This window comes from Mesorhizobium sp. P3_B5 (assembly GCF_056402815.1).
The window spans coordinates 1-26,149 of sequence record NZ_JBFUGR010000003.1; the positions used below are offsets into that span (position 1 = coordinate 1).

General features: G+C 59.1%; 24 protein-coding genes and 1 pseudogene. 11 read left to right on the plus strand and 14 right to left on the minus strand.

Features of this window, described 5'->3' with window-relative positions; translation table 11 throughout:
- Both AC1DVW_RS09620 and AC1DVW_RS09625 read left to right on the plus strand, forming a co-directional pair.
- Nucleotides 1-266: pseudogene (locus tag AC1DVW_RS09620) on the plus strand (MBL fold metallo-hydrolase); the annotation flags it as partial.
- A gap of 1 nt (nucleotide 267) precedes the next feature.
- Nucleotides 268-666, plus strand: a complete 399-nt coding sequence (locus tag AC1DVW_RS09625) for a nuclear transport factor 2 family protein (RefSeq protein ID WP_477322675.1) — start codon at nucleotides 268-270, stop codon at nucleotides 664-666.
- Between the two features lie 381 nt (nucleotides 667-1,047).
- On the opposite strand, the gene AC1DVW_RS09630 is transcribed toward AC1DVW_RS09625, so the two are convergent.
- A complete protein-coding gene (locus tag AC1DVW_RS09630; RefSeq protein ID WP_477322676.1) occupies nucleotides 1,048-2,499 on the minus strand; it encodes an NAD-dependent succinate-semialdehyde dehydrogenase in 1,452 nt (483 codons plus the stop codon).
- A 140-nt stretch (nucleotides 2,500-2,639) separates the two neighbouring features.
- Nucleotides 2,640-3,944 (minus strand): NADH:flavin oxidoreductase/NADH oxidase family protein, encoded by a 1,305-nt coding sequence (locus tag AC1DVW_RS09635; protein WP_477322677.1) that lies wholly within the window; start codon nucleotides 3,942-3,944, stop codon nucleotides 2,640-2,642.
- A 139-nt stretch (nucleotides 3,945-4,083) separates the two neighbouring features.
- On the opposite strand from AC1DVW_RS09635, the gene AC1DVW_RS09640 reads away from it, so the two are divergent.
- Nucleotides 4,084-4,806, plus strand: coding sequence for a GntR family transcriptional regulator (locus AC1DVW_RS09640; RefSeq protein ID WP_477322679.1), 723 nt, complete (start codon nucleotides 4,084-4,086; stop codon nucleotides 4,804-4,806).
- 90 nt (nucleotides 4,807-4,896) lie between these two features.
- Here AC1DVW_RS09640 and AC1DVW_RS09645 read toward each other — a convergent pair whose 3' ends face one another.
- The 6 genes from AC1DVW_RS09645 to AC1DVW_RS09670 all read right to left on the minus strand — a co-directional run bounded on the left by AC1DVW_RS09645 (nucleotide 4,897) and on the right by AC1DVW_RS09670 (nucleotide 11,403).
- Nucleotides 4,897-5,787, minus strand: coding sequence for an N-acyl homoserine lactonase family protein (locus AC1DVW_RS09645; RefSeq protein ID WP_477322681.1), 891 nt, complete (start codon nucleotides 5,785-5,787; stop codon nucleotides 4,897-4,899).
- Nucleotides 5,787-6,377: a hypothetical protein gene (locus tag AC1DVW_RS09650; RefSeq protein WP_477322682.1), complete on the minus strand. Its 591-nt coding sequence runs from the start codon at nucleotides 6,375-6,377 to the stop codon at nucleotides 5,787-5,789. Before AC1DVW_RS09650 ends, AC1DVW_RS09645 begins: the two co-directional genes overlap by 1 nt.
- Before the next feature lie 106 nt (nucleotides 6,378-6,483).
- Nucleotides 6,484-7,725, minus strand: coding sequence for a sugar ABC transporter substrate-binding protein (locus AC1DVW_RS09655; RefSeq protein ID WP_477322683.1), 1,242 nt, complete (start codon nucleotides 7,723-7,725; stop codon nucleotides 6,484-6,486).
- Between the two features lie 129 nt (nucleotides 7,726-7,854).
- Nucleotides 7,855-8,880, minus strand: coding sequence for an ABC transporter permease (locus AC1DVW_RS09660; RefSeq protein WP_477322684.1), 1,026 nt, complete (start codon nucleotides 8,878-8,880; stop codon nucleotides 7,855-7,857).
- Entirely contained in the window at nucleotides 8,873-9,778 is a 906-nt protein-coding gene (locus AC1DVW_RS09665) for an ABC transporter permease (protein ID WP_477322686.1), read from the minus strand. The genes AC1DVW_RS09660 and AC1DVW_RS09665 overlap by 8 nt, the downstream gene beginning before the upstream one ends.
- Before the next feature lie 104 nt (nucleotides 9,779-9,882).
- Nucleotides 9,883-11,403: a sugar ABC transporter ATP-binding protein gene (locus AC1DVW_RS09670; protein ID WP_477322687.1), complete on the minus strand. Its 1,521-nt coding sequence runs from the start codon at nucleotides 11,401-11,403 to the stop codon at nucleotides 9,883-9,885.
- Nucleotides 11,404-11,688: 285 nt separating this feature from the next.
- Here AC1DVW_RS09670 and AC1DVW_RS09675 point away from each other — a divergent pair, with 285 nt between their 5' ends.
- Nucleotides 11,689-13,284: a GMC family oxidoreductase gene (locus tag AC1DVW_RS09675; RefSeq protein WP_477322688.1), complete on the plus strand. Its 1,596-nt coding sequence runs from the start codon at nucleotides 11,689-11,691 to the stop codon at nucleotides 13,282-13,284.
- 396 nt (nucleotides 13,285-13,680) lie between these two features.
- Here the strand turns inward: AC1DVW_RS09675 and AC1DVW_RS09680 are convergent, their stop codons facing one another.
- On the minus strand, nucleotides 13,681-14,559 hold the full coding sequence (locus tag AC1DVW_RS09680; protein ID WP_477322690.1) for a LysR family transcriptional regulator: 879 nt from the start codon (nucleotides 14,557-14,559) through the stop codon (nucleotides 13,681-13,683).
- A 149-nt stretch (nucleotides 14,560-14,708) separates the two neighbouring features.
- Here AC1DVW_RS09680 and AC1DVW_RS09685 point away from each other — a divergent pair, with 149 nt between their 5' ends.
- From AC1DVW_RS09685 to AC1DVW_RS09710, 6 genes are all read left to right on the plus strand, one after another.
- The gene (locus AC1DVW_RS09685) at nucleotides 14,709-15,167 is read left to right on the plus strand and encodes a nuclear transport factor 2 family protein (protein WP_477322691.1); all 459 of its coding nucleotides are present in this window, start codon (nucleotides 14,709-14,711) and stop codon (nucleotides 15,165-15,167) included.
- 169 nt (nucleotides 15,168-15,336) lie between these two features.
- Nucleotides 15,337-16,407, plus strand: a complete 1,071-nt coding sequence (locus tag AC1DVW_RS09690) for an alkene reductase (RefSeq protein ID WP_477322693.1) — start codon at nucleotides 15,337-15,339, stop codon at nucleotides 16,405-16,407.
- Between the two features lie 33 nt (nucleotides 16,408-16,440).
- Entirely contained in the window at nucleotides 16,441-17,037 is a 597-nt protein-coding gene (locus AC1DVW_RS09695) for an NADPH-dependent F420 reductase (protein ID WP_477322694.1), read from the plus strand.
- Between the two features lie 168 nt (nucleotides 17,038-17,205).
- Nucleotides 17,206-18,723, plus strand: coding sequence for a GMC family oxidoreductase (locus AC1DVW_RS09700; protein ID WP_477322695.1), 1,518 nt, complete (start codon nucleotides 17,206-17,208; stop codon nucleotides 18,721-18,723).
- A gap of 347 nt (nucleotides 18,724-19,070) precedes the next feature.
- The gene (locus AC1DVW_RS09705; RefSeq protein ID WP_477322697.1) at nucleotides 19,071-19,997 is read left to right on the plus strand and encodes a pirin family protein; all 927 of its coding nucleotides are present in this window, start codon (nucleotides 19,071-19,073) and stop codon (nucleotides 19,995-19,997) included.
- A gap of 20 nt (nucleotides 19,998-20,017) precedes the next feature.
- On the plus strand, nucleotides 20,018-21,055 hold the full coding sequence (locus tag AC1DVW_RS09710) for an LLM class flavin-dependent oxidoreductase (protein WP_477322698.1): 1,038 nt from the start codon (nucleotides 20,018-20,020) through the stop codon (nucleotides 21,053-21,055).
- Nucleotides 21,056-21,791: 736 nt separating this feature from the next.
- On the opposite strand, the gene AC1DVW_RS09715 is transcribed toward AC1DVW_RS09710, so the two are convergent.
- Nucleotides 21,792-22,622, minus strand: coding sequence for an alpha/beta fold hydrolase (locus AC1DVW_RS09715; protein WP_477322699.1), 831 nt, complete (start codon nucleotides 22,620-22,622; stop codon nucleotides 21,792-21,794).
- A 164-nt stretch (nucleotides 22,623-22,786) separates the two neighbouring features.
- Between AC1DVW_RS09715 and AC1DVW_RS09720 the strand changes: the two genes are divergently transcribed.
- A complete protein-coding gene (locus AC1DVW_RS09720; RefSeq protein WP_477322700.1) occupies nucleotides 22,787-23,797 on the plus strand; it encodes a GlxA family transcriptional regulator in 1,011 nt (336 codons plus the stop codon).
- A 204-nt stretch (nucleotides 23,798-24,001) separates the two neighbouring features.
- Here the strand turns inward: AC1DVW_RS09720 and AC1DVW_RS09725 are convergent, their stop codons facing one another.
- The 4 genes from AC1DVW_RS09725 to AC1DVW_RS09740 all read right to left on the minus strand — a co-directional run bounded on the left by AC1DVW_RS09725 (nucleotide 24,002) and on the right by AC1DVW_RS09740 (nucleotide 26,130).
- Nucleotides 24,002-24,133: a lactate racemase domain-containing protein gene (locus tag AC1DVW_RS09725; protein ID WP_477323315.1), complete on the minus strand. Its 132-nt coding sequence runs from the start codon at nucleotides 24,131-24,133 to the stop codon at nucleotides 24,002-24,004.
- Nucleotides 24,108-24,293, minus strand: a complete 186-nt coding sequence (locus AC1DVW_RS09730) for a hypothetical protein (RefSeq protein ID WP_477322701.1) — start codon at nucleotides 24,291-24,293, stop codon at nucleotides 24,108-24,110. Before AC1DVW_RS09730 ends, AC1DVW_RS09725 begins: the two co-directional genes overlap by 26 nt.
- A 73-nt stretch (nucleotides 24,294-24,366) precedes the next feature.
- Nucleotides 24,367-25,245, minus strand: coding sequence for an SMP-30/gluconolactonase/LRE family protein (locus AC1DVW_RS09735; protein WP_477322703.1), 879 nt, complete (start codon nucleotides 25,243-25,245; stop codon nucleotides 24,367-24,369).
- Between the two features lie 12 nt (nucleotides 25,246-25,257).
- Nucleotides 25,258-26,130 (minus strand): SMP-30/gluconolactonase/LRE family protein, encoded by an 873-nt coding sequence (locus tag AC1DVW_RS09740; RefSeq protein ID WP_477322705.1) that lies wholly within the window; start codon nucleotides 26,128-26,130, stop codon nucleotides 25,258-25,260.
- Nucleotides 26,131-26,149 lie beyond the last annotated feature (19 nt).

Here is a 26,149-nt window from a genome sequence, read left to right on the forward strand (position 1 = left end):
CGGCATGGATTGCCAATCTTGAGAAAATCGCGGCCCGCAAGCCGGCGATCGTGGTTGCCGGCCACATGACACCGCAGTCCCCTACCGACCTCTCGGGCGTCGAGCACACCAAGACCTACCTCATTGCCTTCGAGGAAGAGCTGGCCAGGGCCAAGGATGCGGCCGCGCTCAAGAGCGCCATGGAAGCCCGCTTCCCCGGCCTCGGCATGGGGGTCGCCCTCGACATCGGTTCCAAGGTTGCCACCGGCGAAATGAAGTGGGGCTGAGATGGGCGCCCATCTCGATCTGATCCGCGCCACCTATGAGGGGTCGTCGGAGGACAACGGCCGCAATCTGCTGGCCGCTCTCGCCCCCGATGCCGAGTGGACCGAGGCCGAGGGGTTCCCATACGCCGGGACCTATGTCGGCGCGGAAGCGATCATCGCGGGGGTCTTCCACCGCCTCGCCACGGAATGGATCGGCTACAAGGCCGAGGTACACACCTATCTCGAAGACGGCGACCGTGTCGCCGCCTTCGGCGTGTACTCCGGCACCTACAAGGCGACAGGCAAATCGATGCACGCTGCCTTTGCCCATCTCTACGAGGTGAGAGGCGGCAAGATCGCGCGCATGACGCAGTATGTGGACACATTCCTGGTCCAGCAGGCGCTGACGCCCGACGACTGACCGAGTGCCACTGGCTGCGTTAACGAACTTCATGCCGTCGACCCAAGCGCCGTTCGTTCGACCACACGAGATGGCGTTCGAGGTGAACTCGGTGCCATGGCCAGAGAGGATATGCGCGGCTTACCGCTGTGAGCGATCAGTTCGTCAGCTCGCAGCAACCCCGACGATCTCCTCAGCTCGGCAGCTGGAATTCGAAGCTCGATACCGGAGCCAAGTCATCGGCTTCATGCCTCGAGAAAGCTGTCTGGTCGAGTTTGCGGATCGTTCGCCAACGTCCTCAAGCATACGCTCCTGGCCCGGCCTATTGTAAGTCGCACGGTGCCTAGGCTGCACAGCCATCGGGAAGTGCAAAATGAACCAGCTTCACCTCAATTGCCCAGACTAGAGACCTTGCTGCGCAAACCGCGTCTTTATGTATTTCGGCTCAAGGTAGTCGAGTATCCCAATACGGCCGCCCTCACGGCCCGTGCCGCTTTCCTTGATCCCTCCAAAGGGAATCTCGGCGGCGGCTATTGACAAGTCGTTCACCCCGACCATGCCGACCTCGAGCGCCTCCGCCGCGCGATTGGCGAGCTCCAGCGAGTTTGAGAAAACGTACCCGGCTAGCCCAAACGGGAGGGCGTTCGCACGCTGCACGACTTCTTCGAATTCCGTGAAAGTCGTCACTGGGGCAACCGGGCCGAACGGCTCTTCTCTCATAATCAGCGCATCGTCTGGAACGTCGCTGAGCACAGTAGGGGTATAAAAGAACCCGCGATTGTGGACGGGCGGTATCTTGCCGCCGGCACGCACCTTGGCTCCCCTGGCAATTGCATCATCAACCATGTTGATGATGCGCTGCCGGCCGCGCGAATTTGCCATAGGACCCAACTCCACGCCGTCGTCAAGACCTCTTCCGACGCGGAGACCATCAGCAACTGAGACCATGGCCTGGGTAAAGGCTTCTGCTATGGAAGCGTGGACAAAGAAGCGGCTGGGCGATACGCAAACTTGCCCGGCATTGCGAAACTTGGCTTTAGCGCACAACGTGCCGGCGGCAATTGGATCGGCGTCAGCCATCACCAGCACAGGGGCATGACCGCCCAGTTCCATCGATACCTTCTTGACTGAATCGGCACAGAGATGCAGCAGTCGCTTGCCTACATCAACCGAACCAGTCAGCGAAACTTTCCGGATTATCGGGGAAGCGATTAGCCGCGAGGAAATGTCTGCTGACGGTCCGGTCAAGACATTAAGCACCCCAGGGGGCAGGCCAGCTTTTTGCGCTGCCTCGGCGATGAAATAGGTCGAGGACGGCGCTTCTTCTGACGGTCGAATGACTATTGGACATCCGGCGGCCAACGCCGCTGCAATCTTGCGGGCAGGAAGCAACGCAGGGAAATTCCAGGCGGTAAACGCTGCGACTGGTCCGACGGGGTCGTATCGAACGTCCAGTCGCACGCCTCTTTCTCGGCCGTCCAAAGTGTGGCCAAAAATTCGGCGTGCCTCGTCCGCGTACCATTCAAATTGGTCGATAGCGGCATTGAATTCGCCCCTCGCCTCGATCAACGGCTTTCCGGTCTCGAGCGACATCGCGCGCGCGGCCGTCTCAGTGCTTAACCGCATTTCAGCTGCGATTCGTCGGAGGAAACTGCTTCGCTCCCAACCTGACACTTCGCGCCACCGACTTGCCTCGCGCCTGAGAGCCGACAGCACCTCATCCAGGTCTTGCGGATAAGCACAAGGGAGATAACCCAAGACCTCTTCGTCTACTGGATCGATGACCGCTCGGCTCTTTTCGTCGCGCGACCAGCGCCAACGACCGTCGATCAGTAGTCCGAAGTTTTCGTACATCGCACCGCTCCGCAGAGAGTTTCTTGGATATCTGGAAGGCTGCTGCGGGCCGTTATGCGCCGTGCGCGGCCAGCGTTGATGGTTTCACTGACGTAGAGCAGCAACCAGAAATTAGGATCCGTCATCGACAGGAAGCCGTGTTAATATTTTGGCATGATGGCTTTTTCGATCGCACCCTCCTTCTGCGCAAATTCAACCTCCGTCTCCTTCAGCGATCTGCTGTAATCAGGATCCATCCCGTCGCCGAGGTCAAATAGCCCAAGATACAGCAGCGACTGTTGCAGGAAGACCTGTGCAGCGTGGATCTCGTCAGCCGTTTTGCCCATGCGTTCCGCTGAGTTCAGCACCTTCACAGTTTCGAAAGCTGGCGTCTCCGACACTGCACCGGTGAGCAGCTTAGCCGCGATCGAGGTGTCGACGCAGAACGGGCGGCCCAAACCGACGATGTCGCAGGTTCCTTCATTGAGCGCAGCCTCCATGGAGGCAAGTCGCCGGAACCCGCCCGTTGCCATGATCGGCATGGTTGCGACCTTGCGGGCGTGGGCTGTATAGACGGCGAAATAAGCCTCACGGGCAGCGGTGGAAGCTCGCACTGGTTCGCGGTTGAGCTGATCGGATTCGACGATGCCAATCATCGCGGCCCCCTCATAGGTGCCACCCGATAGCTCAAGTAGATCGATCGACTCGCCATTGAGCATCTCGACGACAGTCATCGAGTCGGCGTGCGTAAAGCCGCCTTTTTGAAAGTCGGCGGAGTTCATCTTTACCCCAACGGGAAAATCGGGGCCAACGGCACTTCGGGTGGCTCGGATAACCTCAAGCAGGAAACGGGCCCTGTTAGGAAGCGAACCTCCCCATTCGTCGGTCCGGTGATTTGCGCGCGGGCTAAGGAACTCGCTGATCAGGTATCCGTGGGCGGCATGGATCTGAACGCCCGTGAAACCCGCATCTCGACATATTCGTGCGGCGTTCGCGAAGCGTCCAATGATGTCGTGAATCTCGTCTGGGCTAAGTTCCTTTGGAAGGTCCCCCTTTTTCCATGCCACGGATTCAAGTCCAACCGCGGACGGGGCGACGGGCGCCGGGCAGACCGCCGATGCTGCCTGACGGCCGGCGTGTGCGATCTGCGCCCAGAAATGGCCACCGCCCGAAGTGCCCGCAGCAGCGAGAGCCTTGAGGCGAGACATCTGCTCGACGTCTTGTGGCCCCTCGATACGAATGTTTCCTGCCCGCTCGAGCGATCTCCGGTCAACTTGAATATTTCCCGATAGCAACAGCCCAGCTCCGCTCTCCGCCCAGCGGCGGTAGAGCGTGACGTGACGATCGGTGGCACGACCCCATGGGTCTGCAAGCCCCTCAGTCATTGCGGCTTTGCAAAGTCGGTTCGGCAATACGGCTCCGCACGGCAGGGTAAGAGTGGTCGAGACTGTGATCGGTTCACTCATAGTTCCTCCGCGAGGTTCTCTATCAACGTAGTCCACGTCGCCTCCTTTGTTATATGTTATTATGTAGCTTTGCGCGCAGGTCCGTGTCAAGATGCTTGTGCTGTTGATTGAGGCGACCCAAAGGGAATATGAGGGCTGAATGAGTTTCGAATCAGGTACTGGCTCAAACGACGCGCACGCGGATTGGTACTCGACAATCGTCAAGGAGAACTTGAGCGAGCGAGCTTACCTTGCTCTGCGTGAAGCCTTGATGCGCGGCCAATTGCTGCCGGGTGAGCGTCTGATACTTCGGCCAACATCGGAACGATTTGGCATCAGTGCTACACCTATGCGTGAAGCATTCATGCGCCTCATCTCTATCAATGCTCTTGCATTAGATGGCCGTGGGACCGTGTCCGTTCCGGTCTTGTCGCGAGACGAGCTGATTGAAATCCGCAACATTCGAATTGACCTTGAAGGTCGGGCTGCGGCAGAAGCCGCTCGAATTGCGAAACAGCAGGATATTGATGTTTTGGAGGCGATTCAAAGTCGCATTGCGGCCTGTCACGAGGCCCAGGCATTTGCCGAAGCAGTGAATTATAATACCCAGTTTCATCTTGCGCTGTGTCGAACGGCCAGGCTCCCCATTTTGCAGGAAATCGTCGAGAATCTTTGGGTGCGTTGCGGACCGATCCTGTCGCACCTGTACGACGGGGGTGTGCCCGACTGGAAACCACATCCACATGAACATGTTCTACATGCTCTGCGCGCTCGCGACCCCGAAGGGTGCAAGGCGGCGATACAGTACGACATCAAGAACGGCGGCAAAGGATTGTTGCAGTACGTCTCCAACGCAGGATCTGAGCATGCTAGCGAAACGTAATGCTCGCTAGCACGAACAACGTCTGCTGCGTCGTGCGCCGCTACAAACCCTTTTTGAGATGCTTCGACCGACTGGATTGCTTACAACCTTCTACTGTTTAACAGCAGACTTGGCTCCATCTGCCAGGCATATCTCGCTGATCCGCAACCCCGTTTTGGCAATCCGGCTCGGAAAGGTGGTGGCCAAGCCCTCCTCATGCGCAGGGATCACCCGGCGCTCCTCGTAGCCCACTTGCTTCATCATGGCCTCGGTCGCGAGGATAAGATTCAGCTGGCTCCCGACAGCCAGTCCCACCGGCGTGTACATTGTGTCTACGCCGACGACCGAACCTTCGTTCTTGAGATTTGAAAACTGGTAAACCAAGTCGCCCGCCAGGATCCAGCTGTCCTGCGAATCTGCTCGCCCGTCATTTCGAACAGTAACCCACATTGAACCAAACGTATGGCTATCGCGGGCCAAGTGAAGATCAATGCCCGGCAGGACGTTTTCGACGGAGCCCTCAACCAGGCGCAAGCGACCTTGAGCCGCCAGGCCGACGCCACGCAGGATGTCGGATGGGTCGATGGCGATCATAACCCATCGCATCCGTTCAGGCAGGGACATAGCCCACACCCATTTCTCAATTTCTTCGCGCTGCATGTAGAACGTTGCGTTAGGAAAATCCTCGACATTCCCAAAATGATCAAAATGGGCGTGGCTTACGAAGACCGTGTCGATGTCGGCGGGGCTCAGCCCGAGCTCTGCCAGTACCTCCCGGGGGGGATGCCAGTTCGTTGCTCCGAATTTGTCCCCAAGGTAGGCGCCATAGTCCTTGTGATTATAACCCACGTCAACCATCGCAACATGGCCGTTACCTTGAATTACCACGTAGCAATATGGGAGTTTAATAAATCCTTGGTTGTGCGCGCCATAAAGCACACCACTCTTATGGTACTGTGGAACGTTGCAATATTCCAGGACGTGTATTGAATAATCGGCCATCAGAGCCTCTCTTTTAACGATTCGAATTTGCTTACTGCATTTCTCGATTGCGCCGAGGCACAATTGCAGCAGCTCCGATTGAGGTCCACAGGAGCTATATCAACTGTGGGCAGCGCCGCGCCGATCAGGAGACGCTGTACGACGTGAAGCTGCCGCAGGATGACGGTGACATCCTGTTGTCTGCGGTGCGGATCCAAGGACGCCCGGATTGAGTCGATCATTCGCAACGCTGCAGCGAGTCCTTCCATGGCATCGGTCATGGTGGACCGATGACGAAGGGCGCTTGAAGGGGCCGCCAACCCCCGCAATCTCTCCGAAGCTTCTCGAAGCTGCTCCCGCGCGCTCGCAAGAATCACATGGTCCAGCGGCAATCCAGGAGTTCGGCTGGTCATTGCAAGAAGTAAAATACCGGCCAATTGGGATAGACTACGTGCTGCTGCGGAGTAAAGCGGCGTGACAGCCGACAGGTAAGATGCAGTAGCGGGGTCATCGACCCCACTTGCCAACAAATGCTCGATCTCAGCGGTTTGAGGAATTTCCCAGATTCCGCAGTTGGCCTGATGCACCTGAGTGTGTTCGGGGAACGTCATTGATCAACCAACTTCTCGGTTCTATGGAACACAAAGCGACATTGATTTTGACATATGTAAATAGATTGCCCGCCTGCCAGGCTGGATGTCCGGCAGGCGGTTCACTTCAGGGCTGCACAGTCGCCTGTACCTTTGTCAGTTTGTAGAGGTCTGCCGGTGCTTCACACGCGCTGCAGTTAATGCCAGGCAAGTTTGAAGCCGGAACGTAAGCATCAGCAGGCAGCGCTTGAATGACTGCCCCGGCGGTAGGTTTGGCATCATTAGCGGAGCTCAGCGACAATTCTGGGAGTAGTTTTGGGTTGAACACTTCCGTAACGAACGAGCCCGGGACTTTGTCCGCTGGAAAGGCGTTGCAACCGTTTTCGAATGCTTCCCCTTTGCAAAGGACGACGTCTGCGGCTGTCACCCACGGAAGTGGATACTCGAGGTTGCGCTGACCGACAGGGTAAGCGGCATGCGTGCCATTCAAAATCTCCATCATCATCTTGAATGCGATTCCCGACTGCGCGGGCGGAGATCCGGCCGAAACGCCATTCAACCCCTTCGCTTTGTAGTCTGGATTGGCAAGAGCCAGGCGAAAGCCGTTCGAATTCTCTCCCGTCACCGGCACTAGTTTATCAGGGTTTGCTTGGAGGAGAGCAAGAATGACTCCGTTTTCGCCCGCCTGCGCCCAGATGCCGGCCACATCCGGATGGGCAGCCAGCGCCTTGGCCGTCTCTTGCTGCGTCGTGCGGTCATCCCAATAGCCGTAATATTCAGCGGCGATCTTTATGTCCGGATACTTGCTGAACACGCTCATGGCGCCGCCGACATGTCGGTCATCGACGGAGTTGCCCGGGACGCCGCGGTCGAGGAAAATCTTGCCTTTTCCGCCGATGGCATTGACAAGAGCCTGCGCTGTGTTTTCGCCAAAGCCTGAAGTCAAATAGCTGAGCTGGTAGGCACAGTTTTCTGTAACGTTGCCGTCATACATGAAGAACATGACACCCTTGTCACACCCTGCCTTGATGACTTTGTTGAGCGCGGTGGCCGAGATTGGGAAACTGATGACGCCATCGGCACCAGCCGCGATCATGCTCTCATAGTCGGAGATCTGCGCCTGCGGATCGGTGCCCGAGATCACCTGAACAAGCTTCACCGTGTCATTGAACGGCGGCGTGGCAGCGAGCGCCTTGATGATGTTTGCCGTTTCGCTCTGCCAAGCATTGCCTGAGTAGCTCTGCGCCAAATAGATTAGCCATTTTCCATCAGCGGTCTTTGCATCGGCGCTCGTGACACCAATAAGGTGCAGTGCTGTGGCAAGAATACTTGACACGAAAGCCGTTGATGTCTTAGTCCAAACGTTCATCTTCCACTCCTCCAATTACCGCTTTTTCAATCGCACAGCGGTCTTGTGCGCGTGTTCCGATAGCAAAGCCTCGGAAATTCACATCTTTCGCTCGACGGCAAATTGGTGCGTCAACATGTGAGCCGCAACTCAACGCGCCTGCCGAAGCCACTCTTGCAGCGCGGCGAACGTTTGGTCGCGCAAGGCTACAAGCGCAATCAGGATCACGCCGCCCTCGACTATCGTTTTCCAGCCTTCCTCAAAGCCGGCCGCAGACAGGATGGTCGAAAGAGTTGTGAGCAGGAGAGCGCCGCCGACCGTCCCCAAAAATAGGCCTTTGCCGCCAAGGATTGAGGACCCGCCGACCACGACCGCCGCAATTGACGGCAAGAGAAAGGCGTCGCCCATCCGTAGCGTCGCCCCATCGGCGTAGCCGGTCATCAATACGCCTGTCAGTCCCGCGCAGAGTCCTGAAACAGCGTAAGCTGCTGTTGTAATTCGCTTACATGGCAAGGCGGCCAGGTAGGCTGCTGTTGGATTGGCGCCGACGGCATTGAGCATTCGACCAAAAGTTGAATAGGACTGCACGATTGTGCCGACGAATACGAACGCCAGGAGCAGCCAGATTGGCGCCGCGAGGCCCAGCAAAGTCGCCCCCATAAAGGCGCGCAGTGCTGGTGCGGCGTAGCCTCCAGGTGTTCCCAAGGTGGAACCAAGACATGTGCTGTAAACGATCAAGCCCATCGCCATCGTCATGATGAAAGGTGGTACTTGAAAGACCGCAACGCCGATTCCGTTAATGATGCCGACCAGAGTGCAGATGGCGAGGATGGCGATCAGCAGAACGATGAAATTGTCGTTGCTGCCATTCATCAAAGTGGCGGACAGGACGCCGCCAAGCGTGATGGTGGATGCAATTGAGAGGTCAAGCCCTCGCACCATGATCACCAGGCCCTGACCAAAAGCACAAAATACAAGAAAAGAGCTTAGGTAAAGTACCGTCCCTACATGTGACCATCCGCTCAACGCAGGACTTATTAACCTAAACCCTAGAAGCATCGCCAAGGTGATAGAGAGAATCACGATGACGGATATGCCTTGTTCTCCGAGGCGAGCAGTCTTGGGCCTTGGTGCGCTGTCTGGGAGCTCGCCGGCATCAAGATCATATTTACTCATCTTTCGTGCCTCCCTGATGTTGGGCTACTGCTCGGACCATAGGGGCGACGAGAACTGCTGCGATCATGATGGCCCCCTGAACGACGCCGGTGTAGAAAGACGACACCCCAAGCGCGAATAGAACTTTCTGCATCAGCATCAACGTGGCTGCTCCGATGAGCGATGCTGTCAGACTGCCTCGCCCCCCTCCAAAAGCAGTCCCGCCAAGAGCAACCGAAGCAAAGCACAACAATAGGAAGGAATCGCCGGCACTCGGATTGCCTGTGGAGGTTTGTGCTGCCAACATATAGCCGGCAAGAGAATAGAACGCGCCGGCCCACAGGAATGACTTGAACCGCACCCGAGCCACATCAATCCCGGACAGCGCCGCCGCCTGATCGTCCTGACCGATGGCTATAAGAGCCCGCCCGGTGTTGGTCCGGCGATAGATACTCCAAAACAAGATGACACAGGCCGCGACTGCCACTGCTACCGGAACAATTCCGAACAGCGAACTGGTCAACTCATCGGTCATGAATTCCGGCACGATACCGCCAGGCGCTCGAAGGACGAGGAGAGCCGCGCCCTTGCAGATGATCATCGTGGCGAGCGTGACCGCGATGGCTTGGATACGCAGGTATGCCACGAACAAGCCGTTGATAGCGCCTACGGCCAAGCCAATCGCTATGACGATTGCCAGATCCGCGACAGCACCCCATAGCCCACCGAAGGGGACAACCGCCACAACCACATTGGCGAGCGAGATCACACCGGCAACCGACAGATCAAATTCACCATGCAGGATGACGAATGTCGCACCAGCTGCAGCAAGCATAAGTGGAAGCGAGTTGTTGAACAACGCCTCGATCGCGTATTGGGACAATGCCGAAGGCAGAACGGCAATATAGATCGCGGCCATAATCCCGTATATGCAAATTATCTGGAACGAACCGTCCGACAGTCGTCGAGAAAGCACCCCAGAACCCTTAGAACGCTTGAAGTAGTTGGACACTAACGCCATTGTCAGCCTGCCTTCTGTTGAAGCGGCAGAGCGCCGTGTGCGGCCGCCAGCAGGGCCTCCTCGTTCAACTGGTCTCCTTCGAACTCCCCAGCTATTCGCCCGTCATAAATCGCAATGCAGCGCGAGCTGAGTTCCACCAACTCCGACAACTCAGATGAATAGAAGATAATTCCGCCGCCTTCCGAAACGAACTGGCGCATCATAGAGTAGATCGACTGCTTGGTTCCCACATCAACACCGCGCGCAGGATCGAACAACACGAGGCACCGTGCGCCAGTCATGAGCGCCCGGGCCAAAAGTGCTTTTTGTTGATTCCCACCGGAGAGCGCACCTACCGCGATTGGGAGATAACGGTCGGCCAATGCCACACGGCGGCTAACTGATTTTGCGGCCTTGCGCTCAAGAGCCGCCCTTAAGAATCCGCCGCGGGCGATCCGAGAGAGGCTGGGAAGGGAGATGTTCGCGGCCGCCGACAGTTCCGAGAATATGCCCGCGCTCTTGCGCTCCTCAGGAATAAAAGCAATTCCGCCGCCCGCACTCAACGCCTGTCGCGGGGACCCTAAACTCACCGGCTTGCCATCGACGAGCACTTTCCCACCCCGGATCGTGCCGGCGCCGCCGAGAATACGAAGTAACTCCTGTTGTCCCTGACCCTCAAGAGCCGCAACGCCCACAATCTCGTGGGAATGAACGGCAAGATGGATGTCTCGTATTCGCCAGCCTGCCAAACCTTTGGTCTCGATCAGTGGGACGCCGTTGCTTTTCGACAACGATCTTCCTGTCACCCGAGCGGTAGGTTTTCGCCCTACCATTAAGGAAAATATTTCTTCATTCCCAATACCATGCAGGTCAGTTGTCTCAACGGTGCTACCATTTCTTAGAACAGTTGCCCGCTCGCAGATTTCGCGAACTTCCCCAAGTCGATGTGAAATATAGATTACCGCTACGCCGTTGCGGGTGACTTGACGAAGCTGATCAAATAGCCATTTTGGATCAGGCAGAGCTGCCGTAGGTTCATCGAGTATGAGAAGTCGTGTCGCATGAGAAAAAGCGCGAGCAATCTCGACTCTCTGCCTTTGCGCCAGGGAAAGTTCCGCCACAATCGACTCGGAGGAAATGTCAGCGATTTGCCAATCCGCCAAAACACGTTCTGCGCGCCTTAATATCTGAGGTCGCGCTTCGGGCCAAAACGATGTGCGCGAAGGACGTGGGAGCAAGAGGTTCTCGCCGACAGTTAAGTTCGGAACAAGGCTCAGTTCCTGGAATGCAGTGGCAACTCCCCGCTCTCGAGCCTGCATGATCGAAGACGGGGCATATAAGCGGCCATCAAGTGCAAGCCGGCCCTCATTAGGAGCCACGACGCCGGACAGAACCTTCACCAAGGTGGACTTGCCCGCTCCGTTCTCACCCAGGATAGCTCGGATTTCGCCGGGTGGAATGGACAAGGCGACGCGGCTCAGTGCAAGCGTGGCACCGTAGCGTTTCGATAGCTCCGTCACTTCCAAGGCGGCCTGCAACGACATCCCTCCCTTTGTTGTTATAACAAATAACCTAGAGTCTAAAACGGGCCTTGTCAACACGCCAACGCCGGCAGTGCGTGCCCGCCCTTGCTGCACAATGTTGGGAGGAAAGCGGGCATCGGTGTTGACAAGGCCCGAAGCCTATAGATATCTGTTATAACAAATAACGGATGCGCCGATCTATTGCAGGTCCGGTTACAATCGGGTTGTCCGCTCCGTATCGACCGCACGCCGAGTTAGCCAGGTTCCGAGATTTGGTTCGCTGCCTGAGGTCACGAGGGGATTGCAATGGCAAATTTCGACTACATCATTGTCGGTGGTGGGACCGCTGGCTGCGTGCTAGCCAACCGGTTGACCGAAGACCGAAAGAATCGCGTTCTTCTTCTTGAGGCGGGAGGAGAGGACCGTGGTTTATGGCTCAATATTCCCGCAGGCTTCGGGAAGCTTTTGACCAACAAGAAATTCAACTGGCGTTTTCAAACCGAACCTGAGTTCTCAACGAACTATCGAACTATTGCTGTCCCGCGTGGGAAAGGACTAGGTGGCTCGAGTTTGATCAACGGAATGGTCTATGTCCGTGGACAGCGCGAGGACTTCGAAACCTGGAGACAACTGGGCAATGTGGGCTGGAGCTTCGCCGACGTGCTCCCATATTTTAAAAAACAGGAAGACTACGCGGTCGAAAATAATCTACGTGGCAAAGGTGGTCCCGTTTCAGTGGTCAAAGTCAACGAGAGGCCGGTGCTGGCCGAGGCCTTCATAAACGCCGCGATCCAAGCGGGCTACAACCAAAACCCCGACTACAATGGGATATCCCAAGAAGGGTTTGGCTACTATCAAGTCAATCAACGGAACGGCCGTCGCTGTAGTGCGTCGACTGCATACCTCCGCCCGGCGCGCAAGCGCGAGAACTTGATGGTTGTAACCGGTGCCTATGTTACCCGCCTCTTGCTGAGCGGAAAGAGGATCACCGGCGTGGAGTTTCGACGAGGAACCAGTGTTGAACAGGTTAGCGGCGGCGAAACGATACTCTCGGCCGGTGCCATTCAAACTCCTCAAATCCTCGAGACATCTGGAATCGGCGATCCGGCCGTCCTTACTCAATTTGGTATTCCGGTCCTTCATCCATCAGTTGGTGTCGGCGCCAATTATGCGGACCACTTCTGCACTAGGATGAACTGGCGCGTTAATCAGCCGATTACGCTAAACCAGCAGACTCGGGGTTTCGGGCTGGTGAGCGCGGCTGCGAAATACTTTGCCACGAGGAAGGGAATATTGTCTCTTGGAACCGGCCTCGCTCATGGATTTGTCCGGACGAATCCAGGCGTAGTGTCGCCGGACGTGCAGTTCTTCTTCATGCACGCCAGTTATGCGAACGCCGCCGAACGCGTATTGGATCGGGAGCCCGGGATGACAGTGGGGATTACGCAACTGCGACCGGAATCCCGCGGTACAATCCATATTAGATCAGCCAATCCGCTGATGTCGCCCGCAATCCGTCCCAATTTTCTATCAGCCAGTGCCGATCAACAGGTAATGGTTGATGGGATGAAAGTGGTTCGAGAAATTATGGGGCAAGACGCCATAAAATCATTTATTTCAGCCGAGATGAACCCCGGGCCGAAGACCCAACGCGACGAAGAATGGCTCTCGTTTGCTCGATCAAATGGTCAGACTATTTACCATCCAGTTGGCACTTGTCGTATGGGCCAGGGCGGGGATGCTGTCGTGGATTGTCGTCTAAGAGTGCACGGTCTTACAGGCCTGCGCATCGTCGATGCATCAATAATGCCAACTCAAGTCTCGGGAAATACGATGGCGGCGGTGGTGATGATCGCGGAAAAGGCATCGACAATGATTCTCGAGGATAGAGTCGCCGTCTGACTACTTTGAATGCGGCCTTGGCCCGTTGCTACTCGCGCTCGCGCCCGAGATCGGAATGTCCGCTAACATTACTTCTTTGAAAGCTCCGCCCTCTACCAGACTTTGGCAGTTTCTGACGGAAGGATTCCGAGGCGATGTCGACAAAGGTTCGAGCTTAGCGAGGCGCAGTCGGCGTGTCCTTTGACGTCGACGTGGCACCTGGCGTTGTGCTCGATGCACGCCGCCTTTGCCCATCTCTACGAGGCGTGAAACGGAAAGGTCGCAAGCATGACGCAGTATGTCGACACATTCCTGGTCCGCAGGCGCTGACGCCGGACGCTTGGCCAGGATATCTTCGACTCGCAGGCGTAACTAGCAAAGTGGCTAGATTACGGGATTAGCGGTTTCGAGCCCCTCTCAACGGTGCTGCCATCGGAAGAAATTTTCGATCAGCAGGTCGGTGAGGACTCGGACCTTTCGCGTTGGATACTGCCCCGGGGGCCGTACAACGTAAATGCCCGCCTCCAGGAGTGGATAGCGGGTCATCAAAGGGACCAACGCGCCGGAAGCCAAATGGTCCGCGGTTAAAAAATCCGGCAGCGCCGTAACCCCCAGTCCTGCCAGCGCAGCCGCTACCAGCGCGACACCGCTATCGGCCTTGAACCGTCCCTGCGGATGAAACGAGATCGTCTTGTCGCCGTCGATGAATTGCCAGATTTCCGTTCCCTGGATGAGCGCTTGGTGCCTGAGGAGATCGTCCAACGTTTCGGGAGACCCGTGCTCCCTGACATAGTCAGGGCTCGCCACAACCCTTGCATGGACCGGGCCGATCCGGCGTGCGGTCAGGTTTGAATCGGGTAGATTTCCGACCCGCAAGGCGCAATCGAAGCCCTCGCCGACGAGATCCACGAAGCGATCACTGTAGCTTGTGTGCACATGAAGGAGAGGGTGTCGCCGCGCCAGATCCGCGAGAACAGGCGCCAGATGCGTTGGAAAGAATGAAAGCGGTGCAGCGATCCGCAAGCGACCGCGCAAGTCGCCAGTCGGCAGGATTGTCTCTCGTGCAGCATCGATCTCGGCGCCGATCCGCGCGGCGTGCTCGCGGAACGTGGCGCCAGCTTCTGTGAGCGCCGCGCCACGTGTGGTCCGGGCGAGAAGCTGGACGCCGAGTTCGGCCTCCAGCCGAAACAGCCGCCGACTGACTATCGATTTCGAGACGCCGAGGCGGCGTGCCGCCGGCGACACGCCACCAGCGTCGGCAACCTCAACAAAGGTCCGCAAATCTTCAAGATCCAAGCCCGCGTTCCATTTTTCGCGACACAGAGTGGCAATTTGCACGACTACCACGGCGCAGAAGGGAGCGCTACTTGCACGTCAGCGTTGATCCACGGGTCACCTGGGCAGAGCTTTGGATTCGCTTTCATCGCCTAAAGAAGGAACAAGCAATGCTTAAGCTCGTCGACCCCAACGATCCGATAGCGGTTCGCAATTTGAACCACATAATTGACCTCCACGAGGTGATGATCAACCAAAGGAAGCCGGAAGAAGCCGTGGCGAAATACATGGACCCGGGATACATCCAGCACGACCCTCTGCTTGCCACAGGTGCGGCAGGCCTGGCGAAATTTTTCAACGACATCATCAAGGACCGCGCTCGCGCACGTTGGGTCGGCTTGCGGATAATTGCAGTGGACAACTATGTGTGGGTTCACTCAAACTTTCTTAATATTTTCAACGATGATCCTAACGATACCGGGATCGTTGGCGCAGACATTTTCAAGATGGACGCCGACGGCAAGGCGATCGAGCACTGGGAGGTCCTGCAGATTGTAGGCACTCCTGACAATGCCGCGCCCTGGCTTGCCCCGAATATCAAGGCTGCCAATACAAACGGAACAATCTGACTTTAGGTCGGCGACGGCCGCAGAACCTGCATTCCCGGCAGATCGGGTCGCGGCGTCAGCGACTCCAGCAACAGGCTATGGCGCCGGGCAAGATGTTCTGCCCCTCGCCAGCAATGAGCCCCCAACGGGCAAACCAATGCGCCTGTCTGCGCGCCAAAGGAACTATCCAATGACCATACCTGAGAGGCTGCTCTCGCCTGTTCAACTTGGCCCCTATACCTTGCGCAATCGCGCGGTGATGTCGCCGCTCACCCGCAGCCGTGCCGGCGATGGCGATGTGCCCACTGCGCTCGCGGTAGAGTACTACCGTCAGCGCGCGACGGCGGGTCTGATCATTACTGAAGGCTCGCAAATATCGACGCAGGGCAAAGGCTATTCCCGTACGCCCGGCATCTTTACCGATGCGCAGGTCGCCGGCTGGTCGGCAGTGACCGATGCCGTCCATGCCGAGGGTGGGCGCATCTTCCTGCAGCTCTGGCATGTCGGGCGCCTGTCGCACTCCACGTTCCAGGCGAATGGCGGACTGCCAGTCGCGCCTTCGGCGATCGCGCCTGTGGGCGAAATCTATACCCCCTCCGGACTCAAGCAACCCTATGAGACGCCTCATGCGTTGAGCGTGAAGGAGATCGAAGGCGTGGTGGCGGACTTTGCCCACGGCGCCGAGAACGCCAAGCGCGCGGGCTTCGACGGTGTCGAGATCCACGGCGCGAATGGCTACCTCATCGATCAGTTCCTTCGCGATGGCACCAACAAGCGCACCGACGCTTATGGCGGCTCGGTCGAGAACCGCATTCGCTTCCTCAAGGAAGTGGTCGAGGCCGTGATCGCCGTCTTCGGTGCGGATCGCGTTGGCGTGCGCCTGGCGCCGATCTTCCATCTGTTTTCGATGCGCGACAGCAATCCGACCGAGATCTTCGGCCACGCAGCCAAGGTGCTGAGCCGCTATGGCCTCGCCTATCTGCATGCCATGCAAATGGGTGAGGCCAACTTCGACTTATTGGCCTTCAAGCGGGCGTTCGGAGGCGTCTACATCGCCAATAGCGGCTACGACGCCGAACGGGCGGAGGCGGCGATCGAGGCCGGCGAGGCCGACCTGGTGGCGTTCGGGACGAAGTTCCTCGCCAACCCGGACCTGGTAGAGCGCTTCCGTCGCGGCGCTCCACTCAACACGCCGGACCCCACCACCTTCTATCAGGGCGAGGAGCGCGGTTACACCGACTATCCAGCGTTGACCGGCTGACCCTGACACCAGCCCAAAACAAAGGAGACCACGATGACCAGCTATGCGATCATTGGCGCCGGTGCCATCGGCGCCGCGCTTGCCGAACGCTTCCACGCCGCCGGGACTTCGGCCATGATAGCCAATAGCCGCGGTCCAGCCTCGCTCACCTCCATTGTCGACCGTTTCGGGGGATCGCTCAAAGCCGCTGAATTGAGTGAAGCCCTTTCAGCCGATGTCGTCATCCTGGCCGTTCCCTACGATGCGATACCCTCCGTCATTGGAGGCAGGTCCAACTGGGGCGGGCGTATCATCGTCGATGCCTCGAACGCCCTCGATCTTCCTGCGTACACGCCGCGTGATCTCGGGGGACGGATCTCTACGGATATTGTTTCCGAACTCGTGCCTGATGCCAAAGTCGTCAAGGCATTCAACAGTCTAAAAGCCACGGTGCTCGTAGCCGAACCGCACACGGCTGGCGGTCGCAGGGTTCTGTTTGTCTCGGGCAATCACCCTGAGGCAAATGATGAGGTAGCCGAGTTGATCTCGGCACTCGGTTTCGCGCCTATCGATCTCGGAACACTTGCCAGGGGTGCCTCTTTGCAACAATACGGCGGCCCCCTCGCCGCAATTTCTCTTCTTAAAGAATGATCTGCCGCACTCCTTTGCTCGGATTGGCTGCGGCACTTTGTACGACGTAATTCTCGGACGAGAAGTACGAGCACGGTCAGCGGTTGTGCCGCGGTGCCAGAGGCGACCAGGTCTCAGCTGGCGAATGCACACGTCGGATGCGGTTTGAGCCGCGTAGGGATAATTTCCATGCCAAACCAAGACAAAACACCTTCCTTCGACGTCATCATTGTTGGTGGTGGCTCTGCCGGAGCCGTGCTCGCCAATCGATTGAGCGCGGATCCATCGCGGCGCGTGCTGCTCATCGAAGCCGGCAAGGCCTACCCCCCGAATGCCTATCCCGATTCTGTGCGGCGCCAGGACCTTTTGGGCGGCGACTCGCAGCATGACTGGGGATTCGAAAGTGAGCCAGGTGTGCTCGGTCGGAAAATCCCTCTCAACCGCGGCAAAGTCCTTGGCGGGAGCTCCGCGATCAACGGTGGCGTGACGATGCGATTGCCGAGATTCGATTATGAGCGCTGGGCAAAGGAATACGATCTCGGTGAATTGAGCTGGGAATCCGCGCGACCCTTTTATCAGTCACTCGAGCGAACTTCAGGGGCAGGTGGCGAGGGTCATGACGGGCCCTTTCCAATACACCAGCTCGGCGACGAGGAAGTCTCCGATCAACATCGTGCCTTCATCGCGTCCGCCGTGGCGGCGGGTTATCAGCGCACGGCGGGCTTCACGACCGAGCAACCGCTTGGTGTCGGTGCCTATGTCATGAACACACGCATGGGCGTCCGGCTCAACACAGGCATGACGCTTCTGAACGATGGGGTTCGGGCGCGCCCCAATCTGACGATCCGCGACGAAACGCTTGTTGACGCCGTCATTGTGGAGGGAGGTCGTGCGACGCGGGTTCGGCTGGCCGGTGGAGAAGAGATCGCAGCCGGAGAAATCGTCCTGTCCGCCGGCACTTACGTCAGTCCGGCGATCCTCATGCGGTCTGGAATTGGACCGGCCGAAACGTTGCGCCGCCTCGACATTCCGGTCATCGCTGATCTACCGGTCGGTCGCCGTCTGCAGGATCATCCTGTTTTTCCAACGGTCTGGTCGATCCGCAAGGAATCGGTTGGGCTTGCCTATCCGCCCATTGGCGCCATGCTCTGGGAGCGGTCGCGCCATGCCACTGGCGACGAGGCCGACATCAACATCAGCACCGCACCACTCCCGGATGGCGGCCAATCCCCGACCGGCGCAATGTTCCTGCTCTTTGCCGCTCTCGTCCGTCCCCGCTCCGTGGGTTCGCTGACGATCGCAAGCCGCGATCCGCAAGCCGCACCGGTCATCGATCTTGGCTTTCTCAGGGATGCCGAAGACAAGGAACGCCTGGTCGATGGCGTCGAAATGATCCGGGAAATCACGAGCCACAAGCCCTTTGCCGACATCATCGGCGCGGAGATGATGCCGGGTGCAGCTACGAGCGATCGTGCGTCAATCAACGCTGCGTTGGCGGCCGGCGTCGTCACCTACCAGCATCCGACCTCGACGGTGCCAATGGGCGGCGCCCGGGATCCAAACGCTGTGGTCGACACCCAGGGGCGGGTTCGCGGCGTCAGCGGACTGCGTGTGGTCGACGCATCGCTATGGCCCGACGTGCCGTCAGTCGCGACAGCGTTCCCAACCATGATGCTTGCTGAAAGCATCGCCGCAAAAATGGCATAGAAAGCGCATGCCGAATTTTGCTCATGGGTTGGACCGAGTTGGGAAATATTGCGGTGGCCGCGCGGCAAGCTGGCAAGACCGTCGGCGGTAGAGCGATTTCCCGGCGTTCCACTCTGGGCGACACAGTGTGTCAAGCAACGAGCCTAGTACCTCGTTGATAGGTACAACACATTAGCTCCCATGAAAGCCAACGTAGATGTGACGACAAATTCTCTGGGCGCAACAGCAGCGCGCTCAGTCGAGGCTTTTGGCATCGCCTGTCGAGATCACCGGCGCCATTGCGCTGTTCGTGCCGGATCGCCGCACGACTGTGCTGAATTTGAACCCCTGCAAAAAAGGAGCAGGCAATGACCATTTCAAGCGCGGTGCCAGACTCGGCAGTGGAACAGCTGATCCTCCCACCTGTTCGCGATCTGGGTGATGGCTTCAAGGTTCGCCGTGCGCTGCCATCCGCCCTGCGTCGAACGGTTGGTCCCTTCATTTTCCTCGATCATTTCGGGCCAGTGGTGTTTCGAGCCGGGGCTGGTCCGAATGTCCGTCCCCATCCCCATATCGGGCTGTCGACGCTGACCTACCTGCTCGAAGGCGAGATGGTTCATCGCGACAGCGTCGGCAGCGTCGAGACGATCCGTCCCGGTGACGTGAACTGGATGACGGCGGGTAGCGGCATTGTCCATTCGGAGCGCTCGCCCGCGAAGCTCCAGGCTCAAGGTGGAACGATGTTCGGCCAGCAGATTTGGGTCGCCTTGCCCAAGGCGCTCGAAGAAATGCAGCCGGGCTTCTCCAATCACGCCGAAGGCACTCTGCCTGGGATCGAAGCCGACGGAGCCTCGCTCACCATCGTTGCGGGCAATGCGTTTGGAGAACGCTCGCCGGTTCCGGTCTATTCTGATTTGATGTATGTCGACGCCGTGCTCAAGCCCGGCGCGCAGTTGCAAGTGCCCGCCGAGCATATTGAGCGGGCGGTGTTTGTCGTATCGGGCGAGATTGAAGTTGCCGGCCAGACCGGAACCTTCGGCGAAGCGCAGTTTGTGGTCTTCAAGCCTGGCGCGGAGATCATTGTGACCTCACGAGGCGGAGCGCACCTGATGCTAGTGGGCGGCGAACCATTTCCTGAGCAACGCCACATCTACTGGAACTTCGTTTCAAGTTCCAAGGATCGGATCGAACAGGCCAAGGACGACTGGAGACAGGGCCGCTTCCCGGAGGTCGCCGGCGAGACGGAATTCATTCCACTTCCGCCAGACCCACCGCGGATTGGGCCTGCCGTCTGATGATTTTGCAAGGACACGTTATGGAAATCGGTATCGATAGTTTCGCAGCAATCCTCCCCGATCCGGCGACAGGAAAACTTCCTTCAGCAACCGATCGTATGGCCGATCTGCTAGAAGAGGTCGAGGTTGCCGATCGTGTTGGGCTCGACGTCTTCGGCATTGGCGAGCACCACCGTGCGGAATTCTTGGATTCCGTGCCTGCGGTGATTCTGGCTGCTGCGGCTGCCCGAACCAACACGATCCGGCTGACAAGCGCGGTCACGGTACTGAGTGCCGCCGACCCTGTGCGGGTGTTTCAGCAATTCGCGACGCTCGATCTGATCTCAAAAGGTCGTGCCGAAATTGTCGTTGGCCGTGGCTCATTCGTCGAGGCGTTTCCGTTGTTCGGCTTACAGACACGGGACTATGACGCACTTTTCGCGGAGAACCTCGATCTCTTCCTCAATCTGCGCGAGACGACCCACCCCACTTGGGAGGGGCGCTTCCGCGCACCGCTGACAGGCCAGGGCGTTTTTCCCCGGCCCCATCAGCAGCGCCTCCCGGTGTGGCTTGGCGCCGGCGGCACGCCGCAATCCTTCGTCCGCGCCGGCACGCTCGGCCTTCCCCTGATGGTCGCGATCATCGGCGGCAGCTTTGAGCGTTTCCGCCCGCTGTTCGATCTCTACCGCGAGAGCGGGCTGCGCGCCGGGCATGCGCCTGAGCAACTCACAGTCGGCGTCCATGCCATGGGCTTCGTCGGAGATACCACCGAAGAAGCCAAGGATGCCTTCTTCCCGGGCTGGGCACATCTGACGACGACGATTGGTCGCGAGCGCGGCTGGTCAGCGCCATCGCGCCAGCAATTCGAGGCGATGTGTGGACCAGAAGGCGCCTTTCTCATCGGCGACCCTGCGACCGTCGCCGACAAGATGCTCGATGCGAGTGATGCGCTTGGCGGCGTCGCACGCATCACTTTCCAAATGAGTACGGCATCCCTCGAAACGGCCGCGATGAAGCGCTCGATCGAACTGCTGGGAACTGAAGTCGCGCCAATCGTCCGGGCGGCGCAGTCAAAGTAGACTGCCGATAGAATTGGACGCGTAATTTGGTATAGAGAATAGACCCAATGCCGGTCTCGACGCCCCGCCTCCGATATGGGCACGTACCGGGCCAGGTTGTCCGTCAGGGCCCAAGCGCAGGCCGACCAGATCGCAGATCCGCACCGTGTAGACGCCTTTACGGATCGATCTGCTCGGCCGCGTCCAAACTTGTCTTTGCATCCGCGGTCCCGTCGTCTTTTCCTCCTGATCAGGCCTTGGTGGCCATGGCCGAAGGCGTTGATGACATTCTTCGACCGCGACGCCCGGTCGATCACCGGGATGCCGTCGGGGGATCAAAACGATGCCCCATCCAGCGTGTCACCTCACCCACGCCCAGTTTCCGGAACATCGGCCTGTTTGAGAAGAACATTGGCCCGGTGCGGCGAATTCGACTTTGCCGTCGATCCGCAGTCCGTCTTCCATCGGCGAGGCAACGAACTTGGCGGTCGGCGGAAATGGTCTGGATGCACAGGCCGGTAGCGACGCCCTTGACCATGATATGGCAGCCGCGCTCGCTCTCCAGCGCGGTCGCCGAGCTAGAGTGCAAAGCTCGCCAGGCGACCCGCATGTACTCCTAAACCCGCTGCCGGGTGTCCGGCAAATCCGGAACTTCTTTGTCTTGAAAGAGGTCAAGGACAACGTGCCTCTCCTTCTGAGCGTTAGGCAAGTTTAGGGGGCGGATTGGGCCCGCCCCCTTGGGTCAAGTATTCCGCGATCAGGCTTTGGCAAAGGCCAGGAGGTCGGGGTTGATCACCTCGGGATGGGTGGCGAAGAGCCCGTGCGACAGACCCGGATAGGTCTTCAGCGTGCCGTTCTGCAGCAGTTTGATCGCCTTGTGGGCCGAATTCGCGATCGGCACGATCTGATCGTCCTCGCCATGGATCAGCAGCACCGGGATGGTCAGAGCCTGCAGATCCCCGGTGAAATCGGTCTCTGAAAAGGCCTTGATGCAGTCGTAATGCGCCTTGGCGCTGCCCGCCATGCCCTGACGCCACCAATTCTGGATCAGCCCCTGGCTAACCTTGGCACCCTCGCGGTTAAAGCCGTAAAATGGCCCTGTGGGGACATCGAGGAAGAACTGCGCCCGGTTGGTCACCAGCGCCGCCCGGAACCCGTCGAACACCTCCAGCGGAATGCCATCGGGGTTGGCTGCGGATTTCACCATAACTGGCGGCACGGCGCCGATCAGCACGGCCTTGGCAATCCGGCCGGGCTCGGCACGGGCGGCATAGCGGGCAACCTCGCCGCCGCCGGTGGAATGGCCGATGTGGATGGCATCTTTCAGGTCCAGCGCCCGGGCCAGGTCGACCACGTCATTGGCATAGGTGTCCATCTCGTTGCCGGGGTCGGTCTGGTCCGACCTGCCATGGCCACGGCGGTCGTGGGCGATGACGCGGTAGCCGTGCGACAGGAAATACAGCATCTGGTTGTCCCAGTCGTCGCCCGACAGCGGCCAGCCGTGGTGAAAGACGATGGGCTGGGCGTCGCGCGGGCCCCAGTCCTTGTAGAAGATATTGGTGCCGTCCTGGGTCTTGATCGTGGCCATGGTGATCTCTCCTTGGGTTTGTGCGGAAGTCGTGCGGTTCATTATGATCGCGGCGGTGGCGGCTGCCCCCGTCAAGATCAGCGTTCGTCGGGTAAGTTCGAAATTCATTGCGGTACCTTTCGGTTCGGTATGGACAAGTTAGGCTTGAGGGAGCAGGAAAGGACGTGGCGGAAAGGACAATTACCAAGGCAAAACGGACAATTGCCCGAAAGGCGGAACAGGTGGCTGAAATCGGCCTGCTGATCTATCCGGACTGCCAGCTGGCCGCGATCTACGGGCTGACCGATCTGTTCCGCATTGCCGGCGAATGGGCGGGTGAGCCGCCACGCTTCATCCGCGTTTCGCATTGGCAGGCTGCGGATGACGGTGTTGTCTGCGTCTGGGACAGCCATCCCGGCACCGCGCACAGGCTAGGTCAGGCGATCGCCCCGCCCAGCATCATCCAGCCGGAACGCATGGCGCCTGCGCCTGCGGCGGCACGCTGGCTGCGCGACCAGCATGCGGCGGGGGCAACTTTGTGTTCAGTCTGCGCCGGGGCCTTCGTTCTGGCCGAAACCGGGCTCATTGATGGGCGCCGCGCAACCACCCATTGGGCCTTTGCCCGGCAACTGGCAAAACGCTTTCCCAAGGTGCATCTGGCCGAGGAGCACATGGTGCTGGACGAGGGCGACATCATGACCGCCGGCGGCATCCTCGCCTGGGCCGATCTGGGCTTGACCCTGGTCGGCCGCCTCCTAGGCCCGGCGACTATGCTGGCCACGGCGCGGTTCCTGCTGATCGCGCCGCCGCGCTCAAGCCAGCGCCCCTTTGCGCAATTCGTGCCCCGATTCGATCATTCGGATGAGGCGGTGCGCCAAAGCCAGCACCATATCCACGCCCATGCGGCAACCCTACAAGGGGTGGCCGATCTGGCCGCCGCCGCCGGAATGACCGGCCGCACGTATCTCCGCCGCTTCAGTGCCGCCACCGGCTTCTCGCCGGTCGAATATATGCAACAAGTCCGCATCGCCAAGGCGCGCGAGGCGCTGGAGCGGACGCTGACGCCGGTCGACCGCATCGCCTGGGATGTCGGCTATTCCGACCCGGCCGCGTTCCGCAAACTGTTCCAGAAGCTGACCGGCCTGCCACCCGCCGCTTATCGCCAGCAGTTCGGTATTGCGGCAGACTCTCAATAGTGCCGCGCACCGCTAGTTTCATGGACGGAACTTGGCTGCAGCGGCGTGCGTTGCCGAGCATACTTGGATATCTTTGGAGGACATCGCGAGCTTGGCCGTCACGCCCGGTCTGTATGCCCGGCTGCGCTTGTTTCCAGCACCCAGCGATCACCCACGAGTCCGGCAAGCTCGCTGCCGAGATTGGGACGAAGCAGGCCCCGGTCGCTAATCCAGTCCAATTCCGGCTTCCACCATCGTCTCGATCATCGGCCGCAGGAACAATCGGTTCGGCACCGGGCGCGTAATATCGTAGATCAGGATGCAAGCGCTCTTACGGCCCCGCGCCAGCTTGGAAATGGTTCCGAACCGACAGGCTCGTTAGAGCTGCCGCAATCGATTCAGCAGGATCGATGAGCTTGGGAAGTTGCCTTTTCCGGATCACCGTAGCTTTGGCGCAGTCAGGCAATACCACTGACAGGTGGTCGCGCCCGAAGGATATCGAAATCCCTTCGTTCATGGGGTCTTCTCCGCAGCCCGCCGGGTTCCATTGGCCACCTGTTCGGCGAGGGGCCAGTCACTCTTCTTGAGAGTCACGCACCAAAACGCGGCTCTTCGATGCCCCTAATGCCGAGACCCGTGATCGCGAACAGGCTACCGCGCAGGACGCCATCACCTGGGAAGCGTGGCAAAGGCGGTTTCGCCATTGAGGTCACATAGATGATGTCGAGATTTGGCCCACCGAACATGACACTTGTGATCTTCTTGACCGGCATGTCGATGATGCGGTCGACGCTGCCGTCCGGCGCATAGCGCACCAGCCTACCGTCATAGACCAGTGCATTCCACAGAAGGCCTTCCGCATCGACGGTCGAGCCGTCGGCCGCACCGCCACGGCTGGTGTCGACGTGCGCGAAGGTGCGCCTGTTGGTGGCAGCGCCGGTGGCAATATCATAGTCATAAGCCCAGATCTCGCCGGTCCAGGTGTCGGCAAAATAGAAGGTGCGGTCGTCGGGGCTCCAGCACGGTCCGTTGGAAACGATGATGCCGGTCTCGACCCTGGTGACCTTGAAATCCGGATCCAGCCGATAAAGAGCGCCGAAGGGTCCCGCCTCCTGGCTGTCCATAGTGCCGGCGAAGAAGCGCCCTTGGCGATCCACCTTGCCGTCGTTGATCCAGTTGGTCGCACGGTCCGGCTCTATCTCCGCGATGAGCGGACAATCGCCCGTGGCGAAATCCAGTGCATGGAAGCCCTTCGCGAGCGAACAGATGGCGCCGCCGCCATCCTTACGGATGGCGATGGAACCGACTCTCGACGGCACGTCCCACGCTCGTATTTCGCCGCCTTGAGCGGTTGCGCGGAACACCCTCATGCCCGCGGCGTCGATCCAGTAGAGCCGCTGCTGCTCGACGTCCCAGAGCGGGCCTTCGCCCAATGTGGTCTTCACGTCGACGACGACATCGATCTTCATTGTCATTCTCCCTTAACCTCTGAAGCGCGGCTCCTCGATGCCGCGCACGCCCAGACCGTGAACCGCGAAGACAAATCCTGCCTCACGTTCGCTGTGGTATTGAAACTGATAGGGCCGCGCCATCGAGGTAACGTAGGCAATGTCAAGGTTCGGTCCACCGAAGGTCAGGCTGGTGGTGGAATTCACCGGTAGGCCGACGATACGGTCGACGACCCCGTTTGGATCGAAGCGGATCAGCCGGCCGGAGTACACCTCGCAGCACCAGAGATAGCCTTCGGCGTCGACCGTCGCGCCGTCTGGCAGGCCACGCTGTGTCTCGAAACTGGTGAAGGTGCGCCGCGACCGCACGTTGCCGGTCGCTGTATCGTAGTCGTAAGCCCAGATTACCTTTTGGCCGGTGTCGGCGAAGTAAAGCGTTTTTCCGTCGGGGCTCCAGCACGGGCCGTTGGAGCAGATGATGCCACAATCGAGCGTGTGCAAGGAGAGGTCCGGATCGAGCCGGAACAGCTTCCCTACCGGCTCGGCCTCGCCGAAATCCATCGAGCCGGCGACGAAGCGTCCCTGCCGGTCGACCTTGCCGTCGTTCATGCGAGGCCGCAGTTCGCCGGCCTGCGTCTCGTGGATGCGCTTCGCCTCGCCGCTCTCGAAATCGAAGCTGTAGAAACCGTCGCGCAGCGACAGGATCGCGCCGCCGTTTTCGCGCAAAGCCATAGAGCCGATCGGTTCGGGGACGGTCCAGCTCTTGCGCTCGCCGCCTTCGGCATTGGCCGAATAGATCGCCGGGCCGTAGGAATCGATCCAGTAAAGCCGCTGCTCCCTGACGTCCCAGAGCGGCCCCTCACCGAGCTGGTCGGGTTTGTCGCTGAAGATTTCGATGCGCAGCATGACGGTTCCTCCCTGACCG